Origin of the sequence: Sphingobacterium composti, assembly GCF_009829075.1 — a bacterium.
In the GTDB taxonomy this organism is placed as follows: domain Bacteria; phylum Bacteroidota; class Bacteroidia; order Sphingobacteriales; family Sphingobacteriaceae; genus Sphingobacterium; species Sphingobacterium composti.
Genome location: NZ_WUQZ01000002.1, coordinates 115807 through 135929, shown reverse-complemented (window position 1 = coordinate 135929; position 20123 = coordinate 115807). Strand labels below are relative to the sequence as shown.

Sequence of the window (20123 nt, the reverse complement as noted above, 5' to 3'; positions counted from 1 at the left end):
TATAATTGTGATGAATAGATTACTTAATTATATATTGCTTTCCGTTGTTGCTATAATTTTGATCTCTTGTACAAAGGAGGTAAATAGCTTTGCTAATATTGCTACGTTAAATGTCAAAGTTTTAGATGTAGAATATAATACAATTCCTAATACTCTTGCAACGTCATCTTTCAATTTTCAAACTACGAAGGATAATCGTGAATTTCAAATTCCTTGGGAAGATGATTTAATATTATCGGTAAATATCAAGGCAAACCAAAAAAATATAGAAAAAATTGGAACAACAATAAATCCGAAGCCAAATAAAAAAGAACGATTATCCGAGGGTGTACAAGTAAGGCTTTTAATTTTCGATTCCTCAAATAAGTTCATTTTGAGTAGGGATTTTTTAAGTGGTCATGCTGGTGCTACCGATATTAAGCTACCTTTGGGACAGCATTATAGTTTTATTACTTATTCTTATGGAGAAACTCAACAGCTGTCAGCATTAAATTTAGCGGTTGGTACATCATTAGAAAATGTAGTGATTCAACTAAATGGGATTAAAGATCTTATGTATTCTACTAAACTAAATGTCAAACTTAGTGGTGGAACAAATAATTTAGAGTTCGTTCTTAAACATGTATTTACTAAGATAGCAACTACAATTAATAGTACTGACGCCGGAAGTATTGCACATGTTGGAAAATTTAAAATTTCAAATGTCTATAATTCAGTGAATTTTAAATTTAACCAAACTGCTGATAATTCGTTGGAGCGAATCTTTAGGTCAAGTTTAGTGACAGTAGATTTGATAGGATTTCAGCCGCCTTACAATAGAAATATTGTCTCCTCACCGGAACAATTAATATATACCAATGGTACTGATGTACAGACTTTGAGTGTTGATGTTCTGAAAATAAACAACGTTGAAAAAACTAATCTCACCTTAATACACTTTAATTTTCAGCCAGGGATATACTATGATATAGAGATTAAAGTAAAAAAAGGAAAGCCAGAAGATGAGGAATTTATTATTGGAAATCTAATTTGGGGAAGAGGCAACCTTATTGCGCTCAAGCAAAATGATGGATATAAGTATACGCATGCTGATAATCAGGGCGAGTATGGTGATTATTGGTATAAGAATGCATCTAAAACGGGCTATTATAAAGTCCCAATGAAAGATCAGCCAGGCCATAATGATGTAGATGTCCTTTTAGGTGAAACTGTTACTGATATATGCAGTCAAATAGGTGATGGATGGAGAGTTCCTACTCCCGCAGAGATTAAAAGCTTAAGAGACTATGCTGTTTTCGATATGAAATGGAATAATACCCACAAATATAAAGATGGCAAGTACACGACGCCAAATGGCAGTAAAATAAATGGGATGTACTTTGGAACAAAAGATCAACCCTCAGTAAGTGATCAGGATAAGTATTTGTTTCTGCCTTATGCAGGAATGTATAATTCAGGTAGAGACCAAGGTCTAACTAGTATTGGTTCATATTGGCATACAGGAAGAGATAACAAATTGGGTTATACTTATCAGTTTGAAAGTGGTTATTTTAAAGAAAATGAGTCAGGATCAAGTCATGCCAAAAGATCTAATCCTATTCGTTGCGTAAAAAGTAAAATATAATTTAATAGTGTGTGTGTAAGGGGCTTCAGAATGTTGAAGCCCTTTTTTGTTTATGGATTTGTGGACCAAAGTGAAGCTGATTTTAACATTGCTCTGCGTGGCAATTTCAAATTAGCAACGATTAATTCAGCGAAATCTTCCGGCTGTAATACTTTATCTGGATTTCCGTCAGTTAATTTCAAATCTTTTGACATATCTGATGCAATAGTCGATGGCATTAACGTACATACACGGATATTATTCTTACGAACTTCACGCATTAATGAGTCCGAAAGCCCAATAACCCCAAACTTAGAGGCGCTATACGCAGATGTTGTTGCCACTCCATTCAATCCAGCGGTAGACGAAACATTGATGATGTCACCTTGATTTTTTTCAATCAACTGAGGTAAAATTGCTTTAGTAACATAATATGTTCCCAATAAATTAGTGTTGATAATGTCTGTCCAAGTTTTTACATCCATATCTATCAACGAGCCAAATGAGGCTATACCAGCATTATTGACCAGAATATCAAAGATTCCGAAATTATTATTTAATTCTTGAATAGCTTCTTCTACAGCATTGTAATCCGTAATATCGAAAACTTTATAAGTGGCTTTTACACCTAAAGATTTCAATTCATTGACGGTCTCAATTAGATTAGACTCGTTCCTTCCAGTAATGGCTACATGTATTCCTTCTTGAGCAAAGGCAATGGCAGTTGCTTTTCCTAAACCACGTCCACCGCCAGTAATTAGCGCATATTTTCCTTGTAAATTTTCCATATTCAAAATTATTAAAATGTATATAAATCAATGTAAACCCCATGTCAAAGAAATAATACTTGTAATTATTTTTATTTTAATTATATTAATTTTATTTTAGTGAAACTTATTTAAATAAAACATGAAAAGAAATTTACTTTTATTGGCTGCGGCATTAGGATTTGCTTCAGCTTCGTATGCACAGACTTCTTATGGTCTTAAAGCGGGTGTTAACTTTCCCAAGATTAGTATAACGGGAGATAATGGAGGATCTATAAATGGTAAAGCATCGACAAATTTTTATATTACAGGTTATGCTGATGTAAATATTGCACATAATTTATCCATTCAACCAGGTTTGTCATTACAAGGAAAAGGCTCCAAGGGAGCCACATTTGGCTCGGGTGAAGAAGAAGTACAAGATGATAGTAAAATGTCATTAATGTATTTGGAAGTGCCTGTTAATTTTGTGTATTATATACCTGCTGGTTCAGGCAATGTGTTTTTGGGAGCAGGACCTTATGCTGCTTATGGATTATCTGCAAAGTTTAGTGAAGATGGAGCAAGCGAAAGTGGTAGTTTTGATGATTCGGGTTTAAATGCTTTTGATGCTGGTCTAAATTTTCTAGGTGGGTATAAATTAGCAAATGGATTTTTGATTAATGCTGGATATGGATTAGGACTTGCAAATATGGCTAAAGAAGTTGAGGGTTTTAGTGTGAAAAATAGAGTATTATCTGTTGGTATTGGTTTTCAATTTTAATTAGATTATTTGGAATATGGAGCCTTCTCTAGAGAGAAGGCTTTTTTCTTATATGATGTTCTTTCCTCCGGAAAAAATCAATGGTATTAGCCATTTATATTCTTTAAGAATTAGTCTTAAATTTTTCAACGCTTGAGTAATATAATTTTCTACAGTTCGTTTTGAAATATTCATTTCCTCGGCAATTTCGTCTAATGATTTGTGCTCAAATCGACTTTTATAAAATACTTCAGCACATTTTGGTGGAAGTGTCTTAATTCCATCTTTAATTAAAGACTGCAAATCCTGTACATTAATACTATTGTCTATCGAATCGAATTGATATTGCGAGATGAATATGTTGAAATGCTCAATATATTTTTTTCGAAGGTTTTCTGATCGAATATAACTTATAATTTTATTTTTAGCTGCAGATTTCAGATAAGCGATCAAATCGCCTTTGATTTCTAAATTTTCACGTCTGCTCCAGAGAGAAATGAAAATATCCTGCACAATATTCTCTGTTATTTCCTTGTCCTTAATAATATGAGAAACATAGTGCAACAATATATTTGCATACGTTTTATATAATATTTCAAACGCCTGTTCACTCCCTTGGCCAATCTCTTCTAATAAGTCAAAATCTTCCTTTTTCATTGGGAATTTCACAAAGTTTGAATGTTATTCCTTAAATGCTGGCAAACTTAATGAATTTTTTTAAATAAAAATGTAAAAGGACTATGTGTGTGGTATCACTTGTGCGATATATGGGTAAAGTGGTACTTAAATGATTGAATTTTGAAATCAGAATTATTTAATAAACTATTAGAAAAATACAAGAATAATACGGCTACAGAAGCTGAGCGCAAAGTGATTGATGATTGGTTTGAGAATTTATCGAGTTCTGAATCTTCTAATAATTGGAGTGATACAGAAATTAATAAATTATATAATTCTATAAGACCTAAATCGCAGATTCGACGGTTACGTTATTGGTTGTCTGCAGCTGTTGCTATACTTATAGCTTCAGTAGGCTTATATTATTATGGAAAGGAAAGCGTTACGCTATCTTATGAAATTGCATTAGAGAATGTATTGCCAAATAATGAAGCTCCAAAAATAATATTAGAGAATGGAGAGGTTATTTATCTAGATGATCAAAAGGATGGGCTTACAATTGGTGATAATGGTATACAATATGATGATGGAACGAATGTTCATGAGAGCCAAACTGAAATCATCACACTAACTATTCAAATCCCAAGAGGGAAAAAATATAAGGTAGAATTAAGCGATGGAACTAAAGTGTGGTTGAATGCTGCTACTACCTTAAAGTATCCTTCACGTTTTGCGAAGGATAAAAGAGAACTTGAATTAGAAGGAGAAGCTTTTTTTGAGGTTGCTCCGCTATTCGTACAAGAAAATGGTGTGCAAATACGTGTTCCTTTTGAGGTAAAGACCTCCAATCAGGTTATAAAGGTATTAGGCACTCACTTTAATGTGTCTTCTTATGGCAATGTTGTAGATGAACGTACCACATTAGTTGAGGGGTCTGTTCAGTTAATTAACAATGTAGGGCAATCTAAGGTGTTGAAGCCAGGGCAGCAAGGTGTTATAAGTTCTACGAATCAGAATATAATGCTGAGAAATGCAGATGTAGAATTGGTTACAGCATGGAAGAATGACTTGTTTATATTTCGAAATGCGTCATTTAAAGAAATCATGCAGGAACTGGAGCGATGGTATGATATTAAGATTGATATTGACAAATATCCTGATACAAAGTTTTATGGAGAATTGAATCGTAATGTACCACTTTCAGATGTTTTGGCTCTAATACAGTTAACAAGCGATATCAAATTTAAATTGGTTTCAAATGGAAATGTGAATAGACTAATAATAGATTAATATGGAAAGTAAAAAATAAACGAATAAGTGGAAAAAATAAATGTTTGTCACTAAGCATGGAGTATTAAAAAAGTAAAACGTAAATAAAATCTAACCAGTTAACATGAGTAAAAACAATCCAAAAGAATTTCTAAAGGGGAGTTGTATTGTTTCTGATAGCCGAATCTTAGGGGAGGGTATGAAACACAAACTAAAGAGAAAGAGCAAATTAGCGGCTCTTATTCTTTCTATGACTTGTTTGATGACGCCTAATCTGAGCGCAGCTCAACAGATTACTTTGTCTGTGAAGGAGGGATCATTAGAACAAATCCTAAAGGAAATTAGAAAGCAAAGCGGCTATAACTTTTTTTTAAATGCTGATCTTTTAAAAAAATCAAAAAGTATCACTATCAACACGAAGAATCAACCTATTCGAAATGTTTTAGATGAGGTTTTCGGACAGTTACCTTTGGATTACAAAATTGAAGGGAAATCAATTGTTGTACAATCAAAGTTTAATATAGTTCATCAGAATAATTTTTCGAACTCAGTTCAACAATCTATTATTGGCGGAAGAGTAACTGATGACGCAACTGGGAAATATATAGTTGGCGCAACTGTACAAATATTGCCTAGTGGTGCCACCGTAATGACTGACGAAAAAGGTGTATTCCAGTTAGATATCAAAGAAGGTGATAACAAACTTTTGGTTTCATATATAGGTATGGAACCTAGAACGGTTAATTTGCCAAATTATAATTTTATTGATATCAAACTAAAAGCTGTTGAAACAAATATTGAGGATGTAGTTGTTACGGGGTTATTTAATAAAAGTAAAGAATCTTTTACTGGAGCCTCTCAATCATTTACAGGAGAACAGTTGAAAGCAATTGCTCCGACAAGTGTAATTGAAGCATTAACTATGCTTACTCCAGGTCTTGTTCAACTAGAGAATAATTCTGCTGGTTCAAATCCAAATAGAGTTCCAGATATTTTGATTCGTGGTGTCACTTCTTTTTCAAATGCCGATCAGTCTGTGAATCTTCCTTTAATAGTTAGAGACGGTACTATCGTTACAATCCAAGATTTATACGATATGGATATTAACGAAATTCAATCAATTACGATACTTAAAGATGCCTCAGCAGCTGCATTATACGGAGCTAAAGCTGCGAATGGCGTTATAGTAATTGAAAGAAAGAAAATCCAAGAAGGCAAAATGCGTGTTGCATATAATCTAATTTCAAGTCTTCAATTCCCAGATTTTAGAGATTACAATCTTTTGAATCCTACTCAAAAACTAGAATTTGAACGACTGGGGGGATTATATGAGTCATCTAACATTAGTGAGCAATATTCATTGGATTCACTTTACAATGAAAAGTACAAAGAGATTCAACGTGGAGTAAACACTGATTGGATGTCTATTCCTTCAAGAATAGGATCTACCCATGATCATTCAGTCAGATTATTCGGTGGTTCAAATAATACTAGATATGAGATAAATGGAAGATACGCTGATGTTAAAGGGGTGATGAAAGGTGATTATCGTCGTAGATTTGGATTAGGTTTTGTTCTAGAATATTATACACCGCAAGGGTTCTCATTTAATAATCGTACAACATTAAATAGAACGGAGAGTAAGGCAAGCCCATATGGTGCTTTTTCACAATACACACAATTAAATCCATATGATCGTTTATATGATGAATTTGGAGAATTAAGAACCGTATTGTCGTGGAATATGAATAATCCACTTTATGAAGCTACTTTAGGCTCATTTAATACAAATAAATCACAGCTAATCAGTAATGATTTTGATGCCAGATGGAATATTAATAACAATTTTAGATTGACTACGCATTGGAATATTTCATTGAATCAAGATAATGCGGACAATTACACATCGCCACTATCAGGTGCCTATAGATTTGAGACAGATTTAACAAGAAGAGGTTCATATTCAAAAAGTAATCTCGAAGGTTTGACCTATTCAGGTAATGTTGTTTTGTCTTACAACAAGACATTGAAAGATAAACATCTGCTAATGTCTAACGTCGGTGGTACTGTCACCAGAATGGATCTAAGGACTGCAGCATTTCGAGGAATTGGTTTTTACGCGGAGGATATGGACTTCATTAACTTTGCTGCGACGTATCCAACAGGCGAAAGACCTACAGGATCTCAAGACTTGAATGCTGATGTCGGAGGATTCTTAAATTTAAATTATAGCTATGATAATAGATATTATTTAGATGGAGTTTATCAAATTTCTGGTTCATCAAAATTTGGAGCTAATAACCGCTATGGTCATTTTTGGTCATCCGGTATTGGCTGGAATTTACACAATGAATCTTTTGTTAATAAAGAAGTTTTTGATTTGTTAAAACTTCGTGGAAGTATGGGATTCACGGGCAAAGTAAGTTTCAATTCATATCAAGCTTTAACTACATACCGTTATGGTCAAAATTTGTTTTATCTAAACGGTATAGGTGCTGTACCAATTGCAATCGGAAATTCTGATTTGAAATGGGAAAGAACTATGAATTACAATATTGGAACTGATGTTAGTTTATTCAACAGAAGATTTAATGTTGTAGCTGATTTCTATTTGCGCAAAACAACAGATTTGTTAGTTGATCGTTCATTGGCTCCGTCTACAGGTATGTCTACAGGTAAAGATAACTTAGGTGAGATGGAAAACAAAGGGGTAGAAGTACGTATGGATGCTTTTGCCATTAAAAATCAAAAATGGTCTTGGCAAATAGGAACTATTCTTTCTCATAATGCAAATAAGATTGTCAAAATTTCATCAGCTCTACAGCGTCAAAATGATATCAATAATAGTGTTTCATCAACTTCACCATTACCTCAATTTGAAGAGGGGCAATCCACTACTGCTTTAAAAGTTGTTCAATCAGGAGGAATTGATCCAGCTACTGGTCAAGAAATTTTTATTAAGCGAAATGGTGATAGAACATTTGTGTATGATCCTGCAGATAAAATAGTTGTAGGAGATCAGTTGCCAAAAATTTCTGGAAATGTATTTACAACTGTGAGATATAATAATTTCTCTATGGCAGCTTATTTTGGGGTACGTAACGGGGGCTATGTATACAATGTTACACGTTCGACAAAAGTAGAAGGAGTAAATCCAATGTATAATGCTGATGAACGAGTGTTTTTTGATCGTTGGAAAACGCCAGGGGATATAGCCGATTATCGTGATATTAAAGATCAAACAGCACCTAGACACACCACTCGTTTTGTAGAAAAAGATAACACACTTTCGCTAGATCGACTGAATTTTGCTTATGATTTCGATAGTAATTTGGCTAAGAAAATAGGAGCAAATAAGATAGCTTTTGGTATGAGTATGAATGATGTATTCAGATTATCGACAGTAAGAATGGAGCGCGGAACTTCATATTTATATAGCCGTGGAGTTGATTTTAATATTAACATTCTATTTTAATACGCTAATAACATGAAAAAGTATACAATTAAGAAATATATCACTAAATCAATGTCTATGTTGGCATTGTGCTCATTAGGGCTAGTATCATCATGTGATGACTTTTTGGATATCAGACCCAAAGGTGAGTTGCCAGCAGAAAAATTACTAGTAAATGCAACAGGTTTTGAGAACGCAATGTATGGAGTATATGCTAGTCTAGCATCTGCCTCACTCTACGGAGCGCAATTATCACATAATTTCATTGACTTATCTGCTCAATATTTTGTTAGTTCGGGTAATGATTTTGTCACTAATGCTCTCGCATATAATTATACTAATTCTAATGTCGAGAGTGTAATAAATAGTGTCTGGAGCAGTATGTACACTAATATTGCAAATGTTAATAATATCCTAATAAATTTAGAAAATTATAACGATGGATCTTTTAGATATTATAATTTATATAAGGGTGAGGCTTTAGGTTTACGTGCATTCATGCATTTTGACTTATTGCGTTTATTTGCGGAGAATATTCAAAATAATCCCAATGCTGATGGAATTCCATACTCGAAAACATTCTCTATGAAGGCTACGCCATTTAGCAAAGCCTCGGAAGTATATGATTTTATAATTACTGATTTGAAAGAAGCAGAACAATTGTTATCTGATGATCAAAGTTTATTTACAAGTCCAAAAGTAAATCCAAATTATAATTTTATAAAAGATCGCGAAATTCATTTCAATCTATATGCGGTGAAGGCAACATTGGCAAGGGTATATCACTATAAAGGAGATATGACAAATGCTGCTAAATATGCAAAAGAGGTAATCGATGCGAACAAATTTTCATTACTAGAACAGGCTGAATTTAATGCAGGAATATTCCGAGGTGTCTTGTTCCCTAAAGAAGCAATTTTTGGTTTATTTAATGCTGAATATTTCGAGACCGTCAGAAGAAGATTTCTTAATACAGAATCTTTTTATTCCTATGATATGCGTTCTGGATTAGTAGCGGGATACTCTACAGGCCAAGTTGGAGTAGATTATCGTACTACAGCATTTTTTAGAAGAACTACTGGTAGTGGTGCCAAAGACAGATTAATCAAGTTAGTTGATCAATATCAGGTAGATGGAAATACGTATTCTAGAAATCCAAATTATATCACCGGAATAAATCTAATACGTATAGTAGAAATGTACTACATCATGGCGGAGGCTTTACTGACTACTGATAAAGCTGAAGCAACTCGTTATTTTGATATGGTTTTGAATTCACGAGGTCTTCAGGGTTTAGCGAGTCAGAATCCTGTAATTGACTTAACGTTAGATAGAATTACTAATGAAAGATATAAGGAATTCATTGGTGAAGGACAAACATTCTTCAATATGAAAAGATTAAGCCAGGATATAGTAAAGACAGACAACACCGTTGTACCATCAAGTAATACAGTTTACGTATGGCCTATTCCTAATGATGAAAAGGAATTTAATAACTAGAATTATGAAGAATTATATTTTAATGCACATATCTCTACTATTTTTAATTATAGGGGTGAACTCTTGTAAGGAGAACACATTCGTAGTAGATAATAATATAAAACCTGGTATATACTTTAGTAATGATAGTATAAAATACTCTTTTGGCGTTACTAAAGCAGAGATTAAAGAATATACTATTGAAGTACCAGTCAAGGTGATGGGGATGAAGTCCAATGTAGATCGAGAATTTAAAATTCAAATTACAGAGCCTGGAATTGCGGTTCATGGAAAACATTTCTCAATACCTGAATCATTAGTGATTATGGCGGATTCATTGAATGGCTTAGTTCCTATCAAAATTATTAGAGATGAGCTTGGTGATCAAGAGTATCGAATTGCTATTAAATTAGTCTCTAATGAAAATTTTGAACCAGTAAACGAGAATTTTAAAGATGTAGTAGTATACTTTAATAATATCATCGATCGCCCTAATTGGAAGAACTGGAGAGGTGAATTTAGCTGGCCATCCGATAAATTAGGCCAACCAAAAGGAACATTAGGATGGAATCCAGTAGTGTATGCTAAGTTTATTGAATTTTTTAGAGAACTAGAAAACATTGAACCAGCAAGATATAATGCTATTGTAGCGGTGCATGGGGAAGATTTAGCCGTTATCAATGAATCATGGCCTTATGATTTTGATAACACTTTGACAAAGTTTGTATTGATTCCATTGTATAAATACTTTATGGAAGAAAATCCACAGTTGGGTGAAGTCATACCAAGACCAAAGGGCTATTAGAATTTAACTAAAGAAATCTGTATGAAAAACTATATTATATTATGTGCTTTATTCATCATAGCAAGTTTATCTTCTTGTTATAAAGATGAAACAAGTGTTGACACACGTCAAATATCAGAAATTAGTGTTGAATTACCATTCGATGAAAATGAAACTATTCAATATGATAATTTTTTAGAATTCACAATAGAGCCAATAGTGACGCAAACCAATCCAAATTTAAACCTAACGTACGAGTGGTATATTGAGAATGAGATAGTTTCGAATGAACGTATATTAAAATATACTCCGAATACTCTAGGATTATTTGAGTCTAGGCTGAAAGTGTCTAATGAAGATGGTAGTACTTACTATAGATTCAAATTGAAGATTAACTCCCCTTATGAAGAGGGATTGATGATCTTGACTGAAAACTCATCAAGAGAGGGTGATTTTAATTTTATCAGAAGATTGCCCAATCAGCAATTGTCTGAAATGTCAACATCATCGGTTCATAAGAATGTGATAGCATTCAATAACCCAGACTTATCTTTTGGTAAAATGCCTACCGATATTATACAAAGAGGTAATATGGTATATATATCAAATAAAGAAGGTAAAATCTATGGATTGGATTATAGCACATTTATCGTAGAAAGGACAATTCAAGATGCGAACTATAATTCTCTTAAACCTATGCATTTGTTAGTGCCAAATGATGCAGGTCGTACTGGGTTAGTTATTTCTGAGGATGGCAACTTATACGAAATCTCAACATTTGAAAATGTAATTTTAAAAGCTCCTAATTTGCTTTTAGATACTGTTGTTGAAAATAGAAGTCAAGTAATAATCGCAAGCTATCAGACTAATTATTTTTTATGGAATAAGAAGGCTTCACAGTTACTAAATTTCTACAATTCATATTATCTATACAATTCTGGGAATTATTTTGTAGGAAAGGATTTGCTGACTTTTGCAGTAACCAATAACAATATCTACGTGTTGACAAAGGATAAACAGAATCCATCAAATATACATAGATCTGTATTGTCTAGTGAGTTTACTTTCTATGGAAGATATGCTGACGCGACTACAACTCTATTGTCTGCTACATCAACAAATATTCATAAGGATCATCAACCCTTAGTGGTTGATAAGTATGTAAAATACTTGTATGCAGACGGAAGAAGTGTATATCAATGGTTTTTTACAACAGATAATTTGCCGACTTCACCTTTCGTAACTATTAATATACCTGGTGTGATAACTGCAATCGAAAAGGATCCAGAAGAGAATGAACTGTTTGTAGCGGTATATGACTCTACATCTCAATCAAACAGTGGTTCAGTATTGGTTTATGATATTCAAACAGGAACCCTAAAAGCATCATTTTTAGGGATTTCCGATAAACCTGTAAAACTATATTATAAAAAGCGAGTTAATTAATCCTTATGAAAGTTACATACGCCTATATAAGCATACTTTTATTCAATTTATTGATAATTCCATCGATCTCATTTGCAAAAAAAACACAGATCTCAGGAATAATAAATTTAGATGATAAGTATTTAATACATATTACTGAACTGTTCAATAGGACACAAGGGGATGAATATCCCCTTACTTCAAATGGAGAGTTTAATGTCCAATTTGAATTGAGTGAACCTACATGGTATGAAGTGACATTTTCACCAATCGCTAAAAATCAACAATTGGGAGCTACATTCCCGATTTTTGTTAAGCCAGGAGAAAAGTTGAACTTCAAAATTAATTATTCAAAAGAAGAATACTTAAAAGTTGCTCCAGGCTATAAAAAAACGGATAATAATGCTTTCATTGATTTTTCAGGATTTGTAAACAGCACTATTAGAAATTCATTTATGAATTCCACAGCTGCAGACGCCAATCTAGATGTTTATATTGCAGAGACTGACAAGTTAATTAAAAAATATGCAGTCAAAAATGCAGATATAAAGGAATACCTCAAGATTTGGGCGTTTAATAGTTATTTGACTTTATTTTATGCTAGTAATCGAAATGGCAAATTACCGAAGGAAGTAGAGGAATCAATACCTTCGGTTTTCAATTCACCATTTGTTCTATCCTTTTATAATGGGGCTATGAATGTGAATAATTATGTCAATGGATTAATAATTAATGAACGAGATCCTCTCAATAGATTAAAAATAAAATCGGATAAGTTGAAAGAGCTGTTTAGTAATGAGCAATTGATTGCGCGTGTTTTGGATAGTGATTTGAATCGTTTTATTACTTCCTATAGGATTACCGATTTGAGTGTATTTGATAAAGATGTGGAAAGATTAGAATCTCTGTTAGAAGATCTTAATAATCCACATTTGGGTAATCGAATATTAAATGATCTCAAGAATATTCGAAATACTACAATAGGTAGCGATTTTCCTGATGTGAAGTTTAAAGATTTAACGGGTAATGAAGTTTCTATTTCTCAGTTCAAAGGAAAGTACATTTACATTGATTTATGGGCTTCGTGGTGTGTGCCTTGTATCAAGGAGATACCTTATTTGCAGGCTTTAGAAAAAGAATTTGCGGACAAGAATATCGTTTTCCTGAGTATCTCTTTGGATGATAATAAAACAGCTTGGAAAAATAAAGTCAACGAACTTAATCTACATGGTCATCAATGGGAATTAGGAAATTCTAATTATGATAAATTGATGAATGTTACGGGAATTCCACACTTTCTATTATATGGTCCTGACGGGAAGTTGATGCAGTATAAAGCAGCTAGGCCAAGTTCTCCAGAATTAAAATCACTTTTTCAAAAGTTGTTATAAGCTTTCAAAAGTAGGTTTACCAATCCCAATAACTGTCAAAGTTATTGGGATTTTTATTTATACTTTATTGTGACGATAGATTCTGTATAGCTTAGTAATTTTAAATATAAAATGTTGACATGAAAAAAATGAAAATAGAAATATGGAGCGATGTAATGTGCCCATTCTGTTATATCGGAAAGCGTAGATTTGAAAAGTCTTTAGAAAATTCACCCTTGAAAGATAAGATTGAAATAGAATGGAAGAGTTTTCTGCTGAATCCAACTATGCAGACTGATACTTCAATTAGTATCAATGATTATTTAGCACAACATAAGGGTATGCCGGTGGAGCAGGCAAAAGCTTTAAACGCACAGGTCACACAGATGGCTGCTGAAGAGGGTTTGGTTTTCAATTTTGATAAGTCTGTGGTAGCTAATTCTTTTAGAGCACACGTATTGACACATTTTGCTAAACAGTTTGGTAAGCAGGATGCGGTAGAAGAGCTGTTGTTTCAAAGTTATTTTACAGAAGGTAAAAATATTGATGATATCGAAGTGCTGAAAGATATTGCTAAGCAAGTAGGAGTGAACGCTGAAGTTTATGAAAAAGCTGTTGCAGAAGGCTCATTGGATGATGAAGTCAAAATGGACATGCATGAAGCGCGTCAAATAGGTATGCAAGGCGTACCTTTCTTTGTTTATGATCGCAAATATGCTGTGTCTGGAGCTCAGCCTGTTGAATTATTCTTCCAAACATTACAAAAGGCCTATTCGGAATGGCAGACTGGCAATACTTCTATTCAAATTGAGAATGGTACAGATGCTCCTTCGTGCGGATTAGAAGGATGTGATTAGTGAGTAGATTGTTTGAAGTAATATATGTTTCTCATGGTTAACTATTTATGTCGTTCTTTAATTTTATTGACAATAATCTGACTTATTGACTTTTTTCTTTTAAAAGTCAGTTGTATATTTGTGAGGTAATTTAATAAAGATAGATATGAAAAAAGTATTACTTACACTTACTGCTGTTGCAGGATTAGCATTAGCTTCACAAGCACAAGAAATGGGTTTTGGCAAAGGAAATGTTATTGTGGAGGGAAATTTAGGTTTCAATTCAAGAGATAACGAGAATTCAGAAGTTAAAAATTCAAATTTCAATTTTTCACCAAAAGTAGGTTACTTCTTTACAGATAAGTTTGCTGCTGGTATCAATTTCAATGTAGGTACAAGCACAGAAGACGAGTATGGTGCAGACAGAAAATCTACGAATAGCAATATTGGTGTTGGTGTATTTGGTAGATATTATTTCTTAGAGTTAGGTTCTCGTTTCAAAACATACGCAGAATTGAATGCTGATTATAATAACTCAAAATCAGAATTAACTGTTGCAGGAAACACCACTGACAGCCCTAAAACTAATAGATTTGGTGTAAATGCAGGTATCGGAGCAAATTATTTCTTGACAGATAAAGTTGCTTTGAATTTTGCTTTCGGTAATGTAATTGGTTACAATACTTCTAAAGTAGATGTTGATGGCGCTAAATCAGTAAATGAATTCGGTGTTAATGTCAACAGATTTAACAATTTCTTTGATGCAGCTCAATTTGGATTAACTTTCAAATTCTAATTGAAAAATATCAGTTAGTATAACTCCTTATAGCCTAAAAGTTATAAGGAGTTTTTATGTGATTATATTAAAGGGTATTTATGCGACAAACAAAAAATCCTTCTCCTTTTATGGGAGAAGGATTTTCTTTTTCAGTACTGAAATCTATCACACTTTGATTTCAACTTCAACACCTGAAGGTAATTCAAGTTTCATCAATGCATCAACAGTTTTAGCATTTGATGAGTAGATATCCAAAAGTCTTTTGTAAGAACATAATTGGAATTGCTCACGAGCTTTTTTGTTAACGTGTGGTGAACGTAAAACTGTATAGATTTTTTTCTCAGTAGGAAGAGGAATAGGACCTGAAACTACTGCACCTGTAGGTTTTACTGTTTTTACGATTTTCTCAGCTGATTTGTCAACTAAATTGTAATCGTAAGATTTCAATTTGATTCTGATTCTTTGGCTCATTTTATATTTATTTTTAAAATGACCTCCTATTAGAGCTATTCACAATAGGAGATCGGTTTATTTTTAATTATCGAGATTAAAATTAATCTTCGATAGCTTTGATTTTACCTTTTGATTTAGCGATTACTTCGTCAGCTACGTTACGCGGCGCTTCAGCAAAGTGATCAAACTCCATTGTAGAAGTTGCACGACCTGAAGTGATAGTACGTAATTGAGTTACATAACCAAACATTTCTGATAAAGGAACGATAGCTTTGATTACTTGCGCACCATTACGTGTATCTAGACCTTGCATCTGACCACGACGACGGTTTAAGTCACCCATTACATCACCCATGTTTTCTTCTGGTGTCAATACCTCCACTTTCATGATAGGCTCTAATAACACTGGAGAACATTTAGGTAATGCTTCACGGTAAGCCATACGACCAGCTAATTCGAATGATAATGAATCTGAATCGACTGCGTGGAATGAACCATCAATCAAACGAACTTTCATACCAGTCAATGGATAACCAGCTAATACACCATTCTTCATTGAAGTTTCAAAACCTTTTTGAACTGAAGGAATGTATTCTCTTGGAATAGCACCACCAACGATTTCATTAACGAATTGAAGAGGGTTTTTAGCAACATCCCAATCCTCATCAGCAGGAGAGATAACAACTTTGATATCCGCGAATTTACCACGACCACCTGATTGTTTTTTGTATACTTCACGGTGCTCTGTAGTACCTGTGATAGACTCTTTGTATGCTACTTGAGGAGCACCTTGGTTTACCTCAACTTTGAATTCGCGTTTCAAACGGTCGATCAAGATATCTAAATGAAGCTCGCCCATACCAGAGATAACTGTTTGACCAGTATCTTCATCAGTTTTAACTACGAATGTAGGATCCTCTTCAGCTAATTTACCTAAACCAATACCTAATTTATCAACGTCAGCTTGAGTTTTAGGCTCGATAGCTAAACCGATAACTGGCTCAGGGAATACCATTGATTCTAGAACGATAGGGTGTTTTTCGTCACACAAAGTATCACCAGTTTTGATGTCTTTGAAACCAACTACTGCACCGATATCACCAGCACCAATTCTTTCGATAGGGTTTTGTTTGTTAGCGTGCATTTGGAAGATACGAGAGATACGCTCTTTGTTTCCTGAACGAGTGTTCAATACATAAGAACCTGCCTCTAATACACCTGAATAAGCACGTACGAAACATAAACGACCTACGAATGGGTCAGTTGCGATTTTGAAACCTAATGCCGCGAAAGGCTCAGACTCAGATGGTTTACGCTCGATTTCTTCACCTGTATTAGGGTTAGTACCTTTTACAGCTTCGATATCTAATGGAGAAGGTAATAATTCCATTACTAAGTCAAGCATAGTTTGTACACCTTTGTTTTTGAAAGATGAACCACAAACCATAGGAACGATAGCGTTATCTAATACAGCTGCACGTAATGCATTTAAGATTTCACGCTCTGTTAATGAGTTAGGATCTTCGAAGAATTTCTCCATCAAAGACTCATCATATGAAGCAACAGCTTCTAATAATTTCTCACGGTATTCAGCTACCTCGTCAACCATATCAGCAGGGATAGGAACTTCTGTAAAAGTCATACCTTTATCAGCTTCATTCCAAACCATACCACGGTTGTTGATTAAGTCAACTACACCTTCGAAACCATCTTCTGCACCGATAGGTAATTGTAAAGCTACAGCGTTAGAACCTAACATTGATTTTACTTGACCAACAACTTTTAAGAAGTCAGCACCTGAACGGTCCATTTTGTTTACGAAACCAATACGAGGAACTTTGTATCCATCAGCTAATCTCCAGTTAGTCTCTGATTGAGGCTCAACACCGTCAACTGCTGAAAATAAGAATACTAATCCGTCTAATACACGTAATGAACGGTTTACCTCAACCGTGAAATCCACGTGTCCAGGAGTATCGATTACGTTTACTTGGTATTTGTTACCACGGTAGTTCCAGAATACTGTTACAGCAGCAGAAGTGATCGTGATACCACGCTCTTGCTCTTGCGCCATCCAGTCAGTAGTTGCAGAACCTTCGTGAGTTTCTCCCAACTTATGGTTTACTCCAGAGTAGAATAAAATACGCTCTGTAGTTGTAGTTTTACCAGCATCGATGTGAGCAGCGATACCGATATTTCTAACTAATTTTAAATCTTTTGCCATTGTGTTTTTATGCAATTTGTCTTTCGACGATTTCTTTTAATGCAATTAAATAAGTACACCGACTTTGATAAAGAAATAATCGTTTATCTAAAGTCGGTGTAATCATATTTGATTCGTATTTTTCAAAATTAGAATCTGAAGTGTGAGAACGCTTTGTTAGCTTCCGCCATTTTGTGCGTATCTTCTTTCTTCTTAACAGCAGCACCTTCACCTTTAGAAGCTGAAATGATTTCTCCTGCTAATTTTTCGAACATAGTTTTTTCGCCACGTTTACGAGCGTATGAAATTAACCATTTCATACCTAAAGCGATTTTACGCTCTGGACGAACTTCCATTGGAACTTGGAAGTTAGCACCACCTACACGACGTGATTTAACCTCAACAGCAGGCATAACATTGTTTAAAGCTTTTTTCCAAGTCTCTAAACCGTTTTCTTGTGTTTTTGATTCTACTAATTCTACTGCATTGTAAAAAATAGAGTAAGCGATAGATTTTTTACCGTCTAACATCATATTGTTTACAAAACGTGTTACCTGAACGTCATTAAACTTTGGATCAGGTAAAATGATTCTCTTTTTCGGTTTTGATTTTCTCATTTTTCTTTCCTCCGTTTAATTATTTCTTTTTACCTTTTGCTGGAGCTGCAGCTGCTTGTCCTGGTTTAGGACGCTTAGTTCCGTATTTAGAACGACGTTGGTTACGACCTGCTACACCTGAAGTATCTAATGCACCACGGATGATGTGGTAACGTACACCTGGTAAATCTTTCACACGACCACCACGGATCAATACGATCGAGTGCTCTTGTAAGTTGTGACCTTCTCCAGGGATGTAAGCGTTAACCTCTTTACCGTTTGTTAAACGTACACGAGCTACTTTACGCATTGCTGAGTTTGGTTTTTTAGGGGTAGTAGTATATACACGTGTACATACACCTCTTCGCTGTGGACATGAGTCCAACGCTGGTGACTTACTCTTATCAACCAGAGCTACTCTACCTTTTCTAACTAATTGTTGAATAGTAGGCATTTACCTGTTTTTGTTTTTAATTTTTGTTAAAAAATCTTTTTAAGTCCGCAAAGATAAATATTATATCTGTAACTGTAAAGTGTTGAGTGGAAAAAGTTTGAACTTTAATCGGTTATTTTTCATATGGTTTGAAAGAACGTACATGTAACTGACCTTTATCAATATAGGATAATTTCAGTTGATTCGAATTCAATACTATAATACTGTATTCTACATCTTCCATTTTTTGTGTTGTAGAGTTGTCTAAGAACTTTTTTATGATCAGTTTATTATTCTTCTCATCCAAGATATAATAATATACTTCTTGTGACTTTGTATAAAAGCAGTTCGGAGCGTTTTGAATTTCTATTAATTTGCCTTTTTTAGTAAAAGTAAACTTATGGAATAAGATACAACTACTACCACCATATCTTCCAAAACTATTAAAGATTGCCCCTTCGGGATTGAGTTCTGGATTGCGATCAGAAAGCTCAATTTGCCATGACGATTGGGTTAAGAATTTGTTATCAATGGTAATCTGATTTTGTTCTTGCATATCCTTCGATTTTTTGCAAGCTGACAATGTAATAACAATTAGCAATAATGTAAATAGTTTGATTAGTCGCATGATATAGTTGTTTTATATCAATTAACGAAATAAAAATAACTTATGCTGCATTTATTCTAGTTATTGTAATAAGGTATTGTTAGGAAATCTAATAAATGTTCAAATAAAACACTATAATAAAGTACAGCGATGAATTATGTTTTTTTATATATGTTAATGAAGTGGTTATATAATTCTCTACGGTTCTTTTCGATATATTGAGTTCGTCTGCTATTTCCGCAATACTTTTTTGTTCAAAACGATTCATGTAGAATACTTTTCTGCATTTCGGAGGTAAATTTTTAATCAGCAACTCTATTTGGTGCAAAATATCTTTTGCTTCTACATATTTATATGGTGTACGTTCGTTGATTTCGGTTAAGAAATTACTCAGATGTAGGATATATTCACCACGCACTCTTTCGGATCTATAATAATTGAATATTTTGTATTTGCACATTTGCAACAGAAAACCATATAAAGAACTTTTTATTTCAGTTCTTTTCTCCCAAAAATCAATAAACACCTCCTGCAGTATATCTTCTGCAATTTTTTCATTTCCAACTTTGGAGTGTATATAAGAGTATAGTATATCTGTATATTTATTATACACTACTTTGAACTTTTCTTCTGTATCTATATGCAGAATTTGTGTCTTTTCAGAATCTTTGATATCTACGATACTGTTTGGCATATAAATGAAAAA

18 protein-coding genes are annotated in these 20123 nt (G+C 33.7%); 10 read left to right on the top strand and 8 right to left on the bottom strand.

Annotated elements, in window-relative coordinates:
- Window positions 1–10 precede the first annotated feature (10 nt).
- The gene (locus tag GOQ17_RS01915; RefSeq protein WP_159634008.1) at window positions 11–1624 is read left to right on the top strand and encodes a hypothetical protein; all 1614 of its coding nucleotides are present in this window, start codon (window positions 11–13) and stop codon (window positions 1622–1624) included.
- A gap of 50 nt (window positions 1625–1674) precedes the next feature.
- Here GOQ17_RS01915 and GOQ17_RS01910 read toward each other — a convergent pair whose 3' ends face one another.
- Window positions 1675–2391: a 3-ketoacyl-ACP reductase gene (locus GOQ17_RS01910; protein WP_159634006.1), complete on the bottom strand. Its 717-nt coding sequence runs from the start codon at window positions 2389–2391 to the stop codon at window positions 1675–1677.
- A 121-nt stretch (window positions 2392–2512) separates the two neighbouring features.
- Here GOQ17_RS01910 and GOQ17_RS01905 point away from each other — a divergent pair, with 121 nt between their 5' ends.
- A complete protein-coding gene (locus GOQ17_RS01905) occupies window positions 2513–3133 on the top strand; it encodes a porin family protein (protein WP_159634004.1) in 621 nt (206 codons plus the stop codon).
- A 48-nt stretch (window positions 3134–3181) separates the two neighbouring features.
- Here the strand turns inward: GOQ17_RS01905 and GOQ17_RS01900 are convergent, their stop codons facing one another.
- Window positions 3182–3769 carry an RNA polymerase sigma-70 factor gene (locus GOQ17_RS01900; protein WP_159634001.1) on the bottom strand — a complete coding sequence of 196 codons (588 nt, stop codon included), beginning with the start codon at window positions 3767–3769 and terminating at the stop codon, window positions 3182–3184.
- Between the two features lie 141 nt (window positions 3770–3910).
- Here GOQ17_RS01900 and GOQ17_RS01895 point away from each other — a divergent pair, with 141 nt between their 5' ends.
- The 8 genes from GOQ17_RS01895 to GOQ17_RS01860 all read left to right on the top strand — a co-directional run bounded on the left by GOQ17_RS01895 (window position 3911) and on the right by GOQ17_RS01860 (window position 15143).
- Window positions 3911–5020, top strand: coding sequence for a FecR family protein (locus tag GOQ17_RS01895; protein ID WP_159633998.1), 1110 nt, complete (start codon window positions 3911–3913; stop codon window positions 5018–5020).
- A 103-nt stretch (window positions 5021–5123) separates the two neighbouring features.
- Window positions 5124–8474, top strand: coding sequence for a SusC/RagA family TonB-linked outer membrane protein (locus tag GOQ17_RS01890; protein ID WP_159633995.1), 3351 nt, complete (start codon window positions 5124–5126; stop codon window positions 8472–8474).
- 12 nt (window positions 8475–8486) lie between these two features.
- Window positions 8487–9953: a RagB/SusD family nutrient uptake outer membrane protein gene (locus tag GOQ17_RS01885; RefSeq protein WP_159633992.1), complete on the top strand. Its 1467-nt coding sequence runs from the start codon at window positions 8487–8489 to the stop codon at window positions 9951–9953.
- A gap of 4 nt (window positions 9954–9957) precedes the next feature.
- The gene (locus GOQ17_RS01880; RefSeq protein ID WP_159633989.1) at window positions 9958–10737 is read left to right on the top strand and encodes a DUF4843 domain-containing protein; all 780 of its coding nucleotides are present in this window, start codon (window positions 9958–9960) and stop codon (window positions 10735–10737) included.
- 21 nt (window positions 10738–10758) lie between these two features.
- Complete coding sequence (locus tag GOQ17_RS01875) at window positions 10759–12162, top strand: hypothetical protein (RefSeq protein WP_159633986.1); 1404 nt, start codon at window positions 10759–10761, stop codon at window positions 12160–12162.
- A 5-nt stretch (window positions 12163–12167) separates the two neighbouring features.
- Entirely contained in the window at window positions 12168–13532 is a 1365-nt protein-coding gene (locus GOQ17_RS01870) for a TlpA family protein disulfide reductase (protein ID WP_159633983.1), read from the top strand.
- A 119-nt stretch (window positions 13533–13651) separates the two neighbouring features.
- A complete protein-coding gene (locus GOQ17_RS01865) occupies window positions 13652–14368 on the top strand; it encodes a DsbA family oxidoreductase (protein ID WP_236537018.1) in 717 nt (238 codons plus the stop codon).
- 145 nt (window positions 14369–14513) lie between these two features.
- The gene (locus tag GOQ17_RS01860; RefSeq protein ID WP_159633977.1) at window positions 14514–15143 is read left to right on the top strand and encodes an outer membrane beta-barrel protein; all 630 of its coding nucleotides are present in this window, start codon (window positions 14514–14516) and stop codon (window positions 15141–15143) included.
- A gap of 147 nt (window positions 15144–15290) precedes the next feature.
- Here the strand turns inward: GOQ17_RS01860 and rpsJ are convergent, their stop codons facing one another.
- The 6 genes from rpsJ to GOQ17_RS01830 form a co-directional block, all read right to left on the bottom strand.
- Complete coding sequence (rpsJ, locus tag GOQ17_RS01855; protein WP_039053489.1) at window positions 15291–15596, bottom strand: 30S ribosomal protein S10; 306 nt, start codon at window positions 15594–15596, stop codon at window positions 15291–15293.
- An 82-nt stretch (window positions 15597–15678) separates the two neighbouring features.
- Window positions 15679–17802 (bottom strand): elongation factor G, encoded by a 2124-nt coding sequence (gene fusA / locus GOQ17_RS01850; RefSeq protein ID WP_159633974.1) that lies wholly within the window; start codon window positions 17800–17802, stop codon window positions 15679–15681.
- A gap of 128 nt (window positions 17803–17930) precedes the next feature.
- Window positions 17931–18398, bottom strand: a complete 468-nt coding sequence (gene rpsG / locus GOQ17_RS01845; protein ID WP_159633971.1) for a 30S ribosomal protein S7 — start codon at window positions 18396–18398, stop codon at window positions 17931–17933.
- Window positions 18399–18417: 19 nt separating this feature from the next.
- Window positions 18418–18831, bottom strand: a complete 414-nt coding sequence (gene rpsL / locus GOQ17_RS01840; protein ID WP_002993550.1) for a 30S ribosomal protein S12 — start codon at window positions 18829–18831, stop codon at window positions 18418–18420.
- A 112-nt stretch (window positions 18832–18943) separates the two neighbouring features.
- On the bottom strand, window positions 18944–19438 hold the full coding sequence (locus GOQ17_RS01835; RefSeq protein WP_159633968.1) for a hypothetical protein: 495 nt from the start codon (window positions 19436–19438) through the stop codon (window positions 18944–18946).
- 88 nt (window positions 19439–19526) lie between these two features.
- Complete coding sequence (locus GOQ17_RS01830; protein ID WP_159633965.1) at window positions 19527–20111, bottom strand: RNA polymerase sigma-70 factor; 585 nt, start codon at window positions 20109–20111, stop codon at window positions 19527–19529.
- Window positions 20112–20123: the final 12 nt, after the last annotated feature.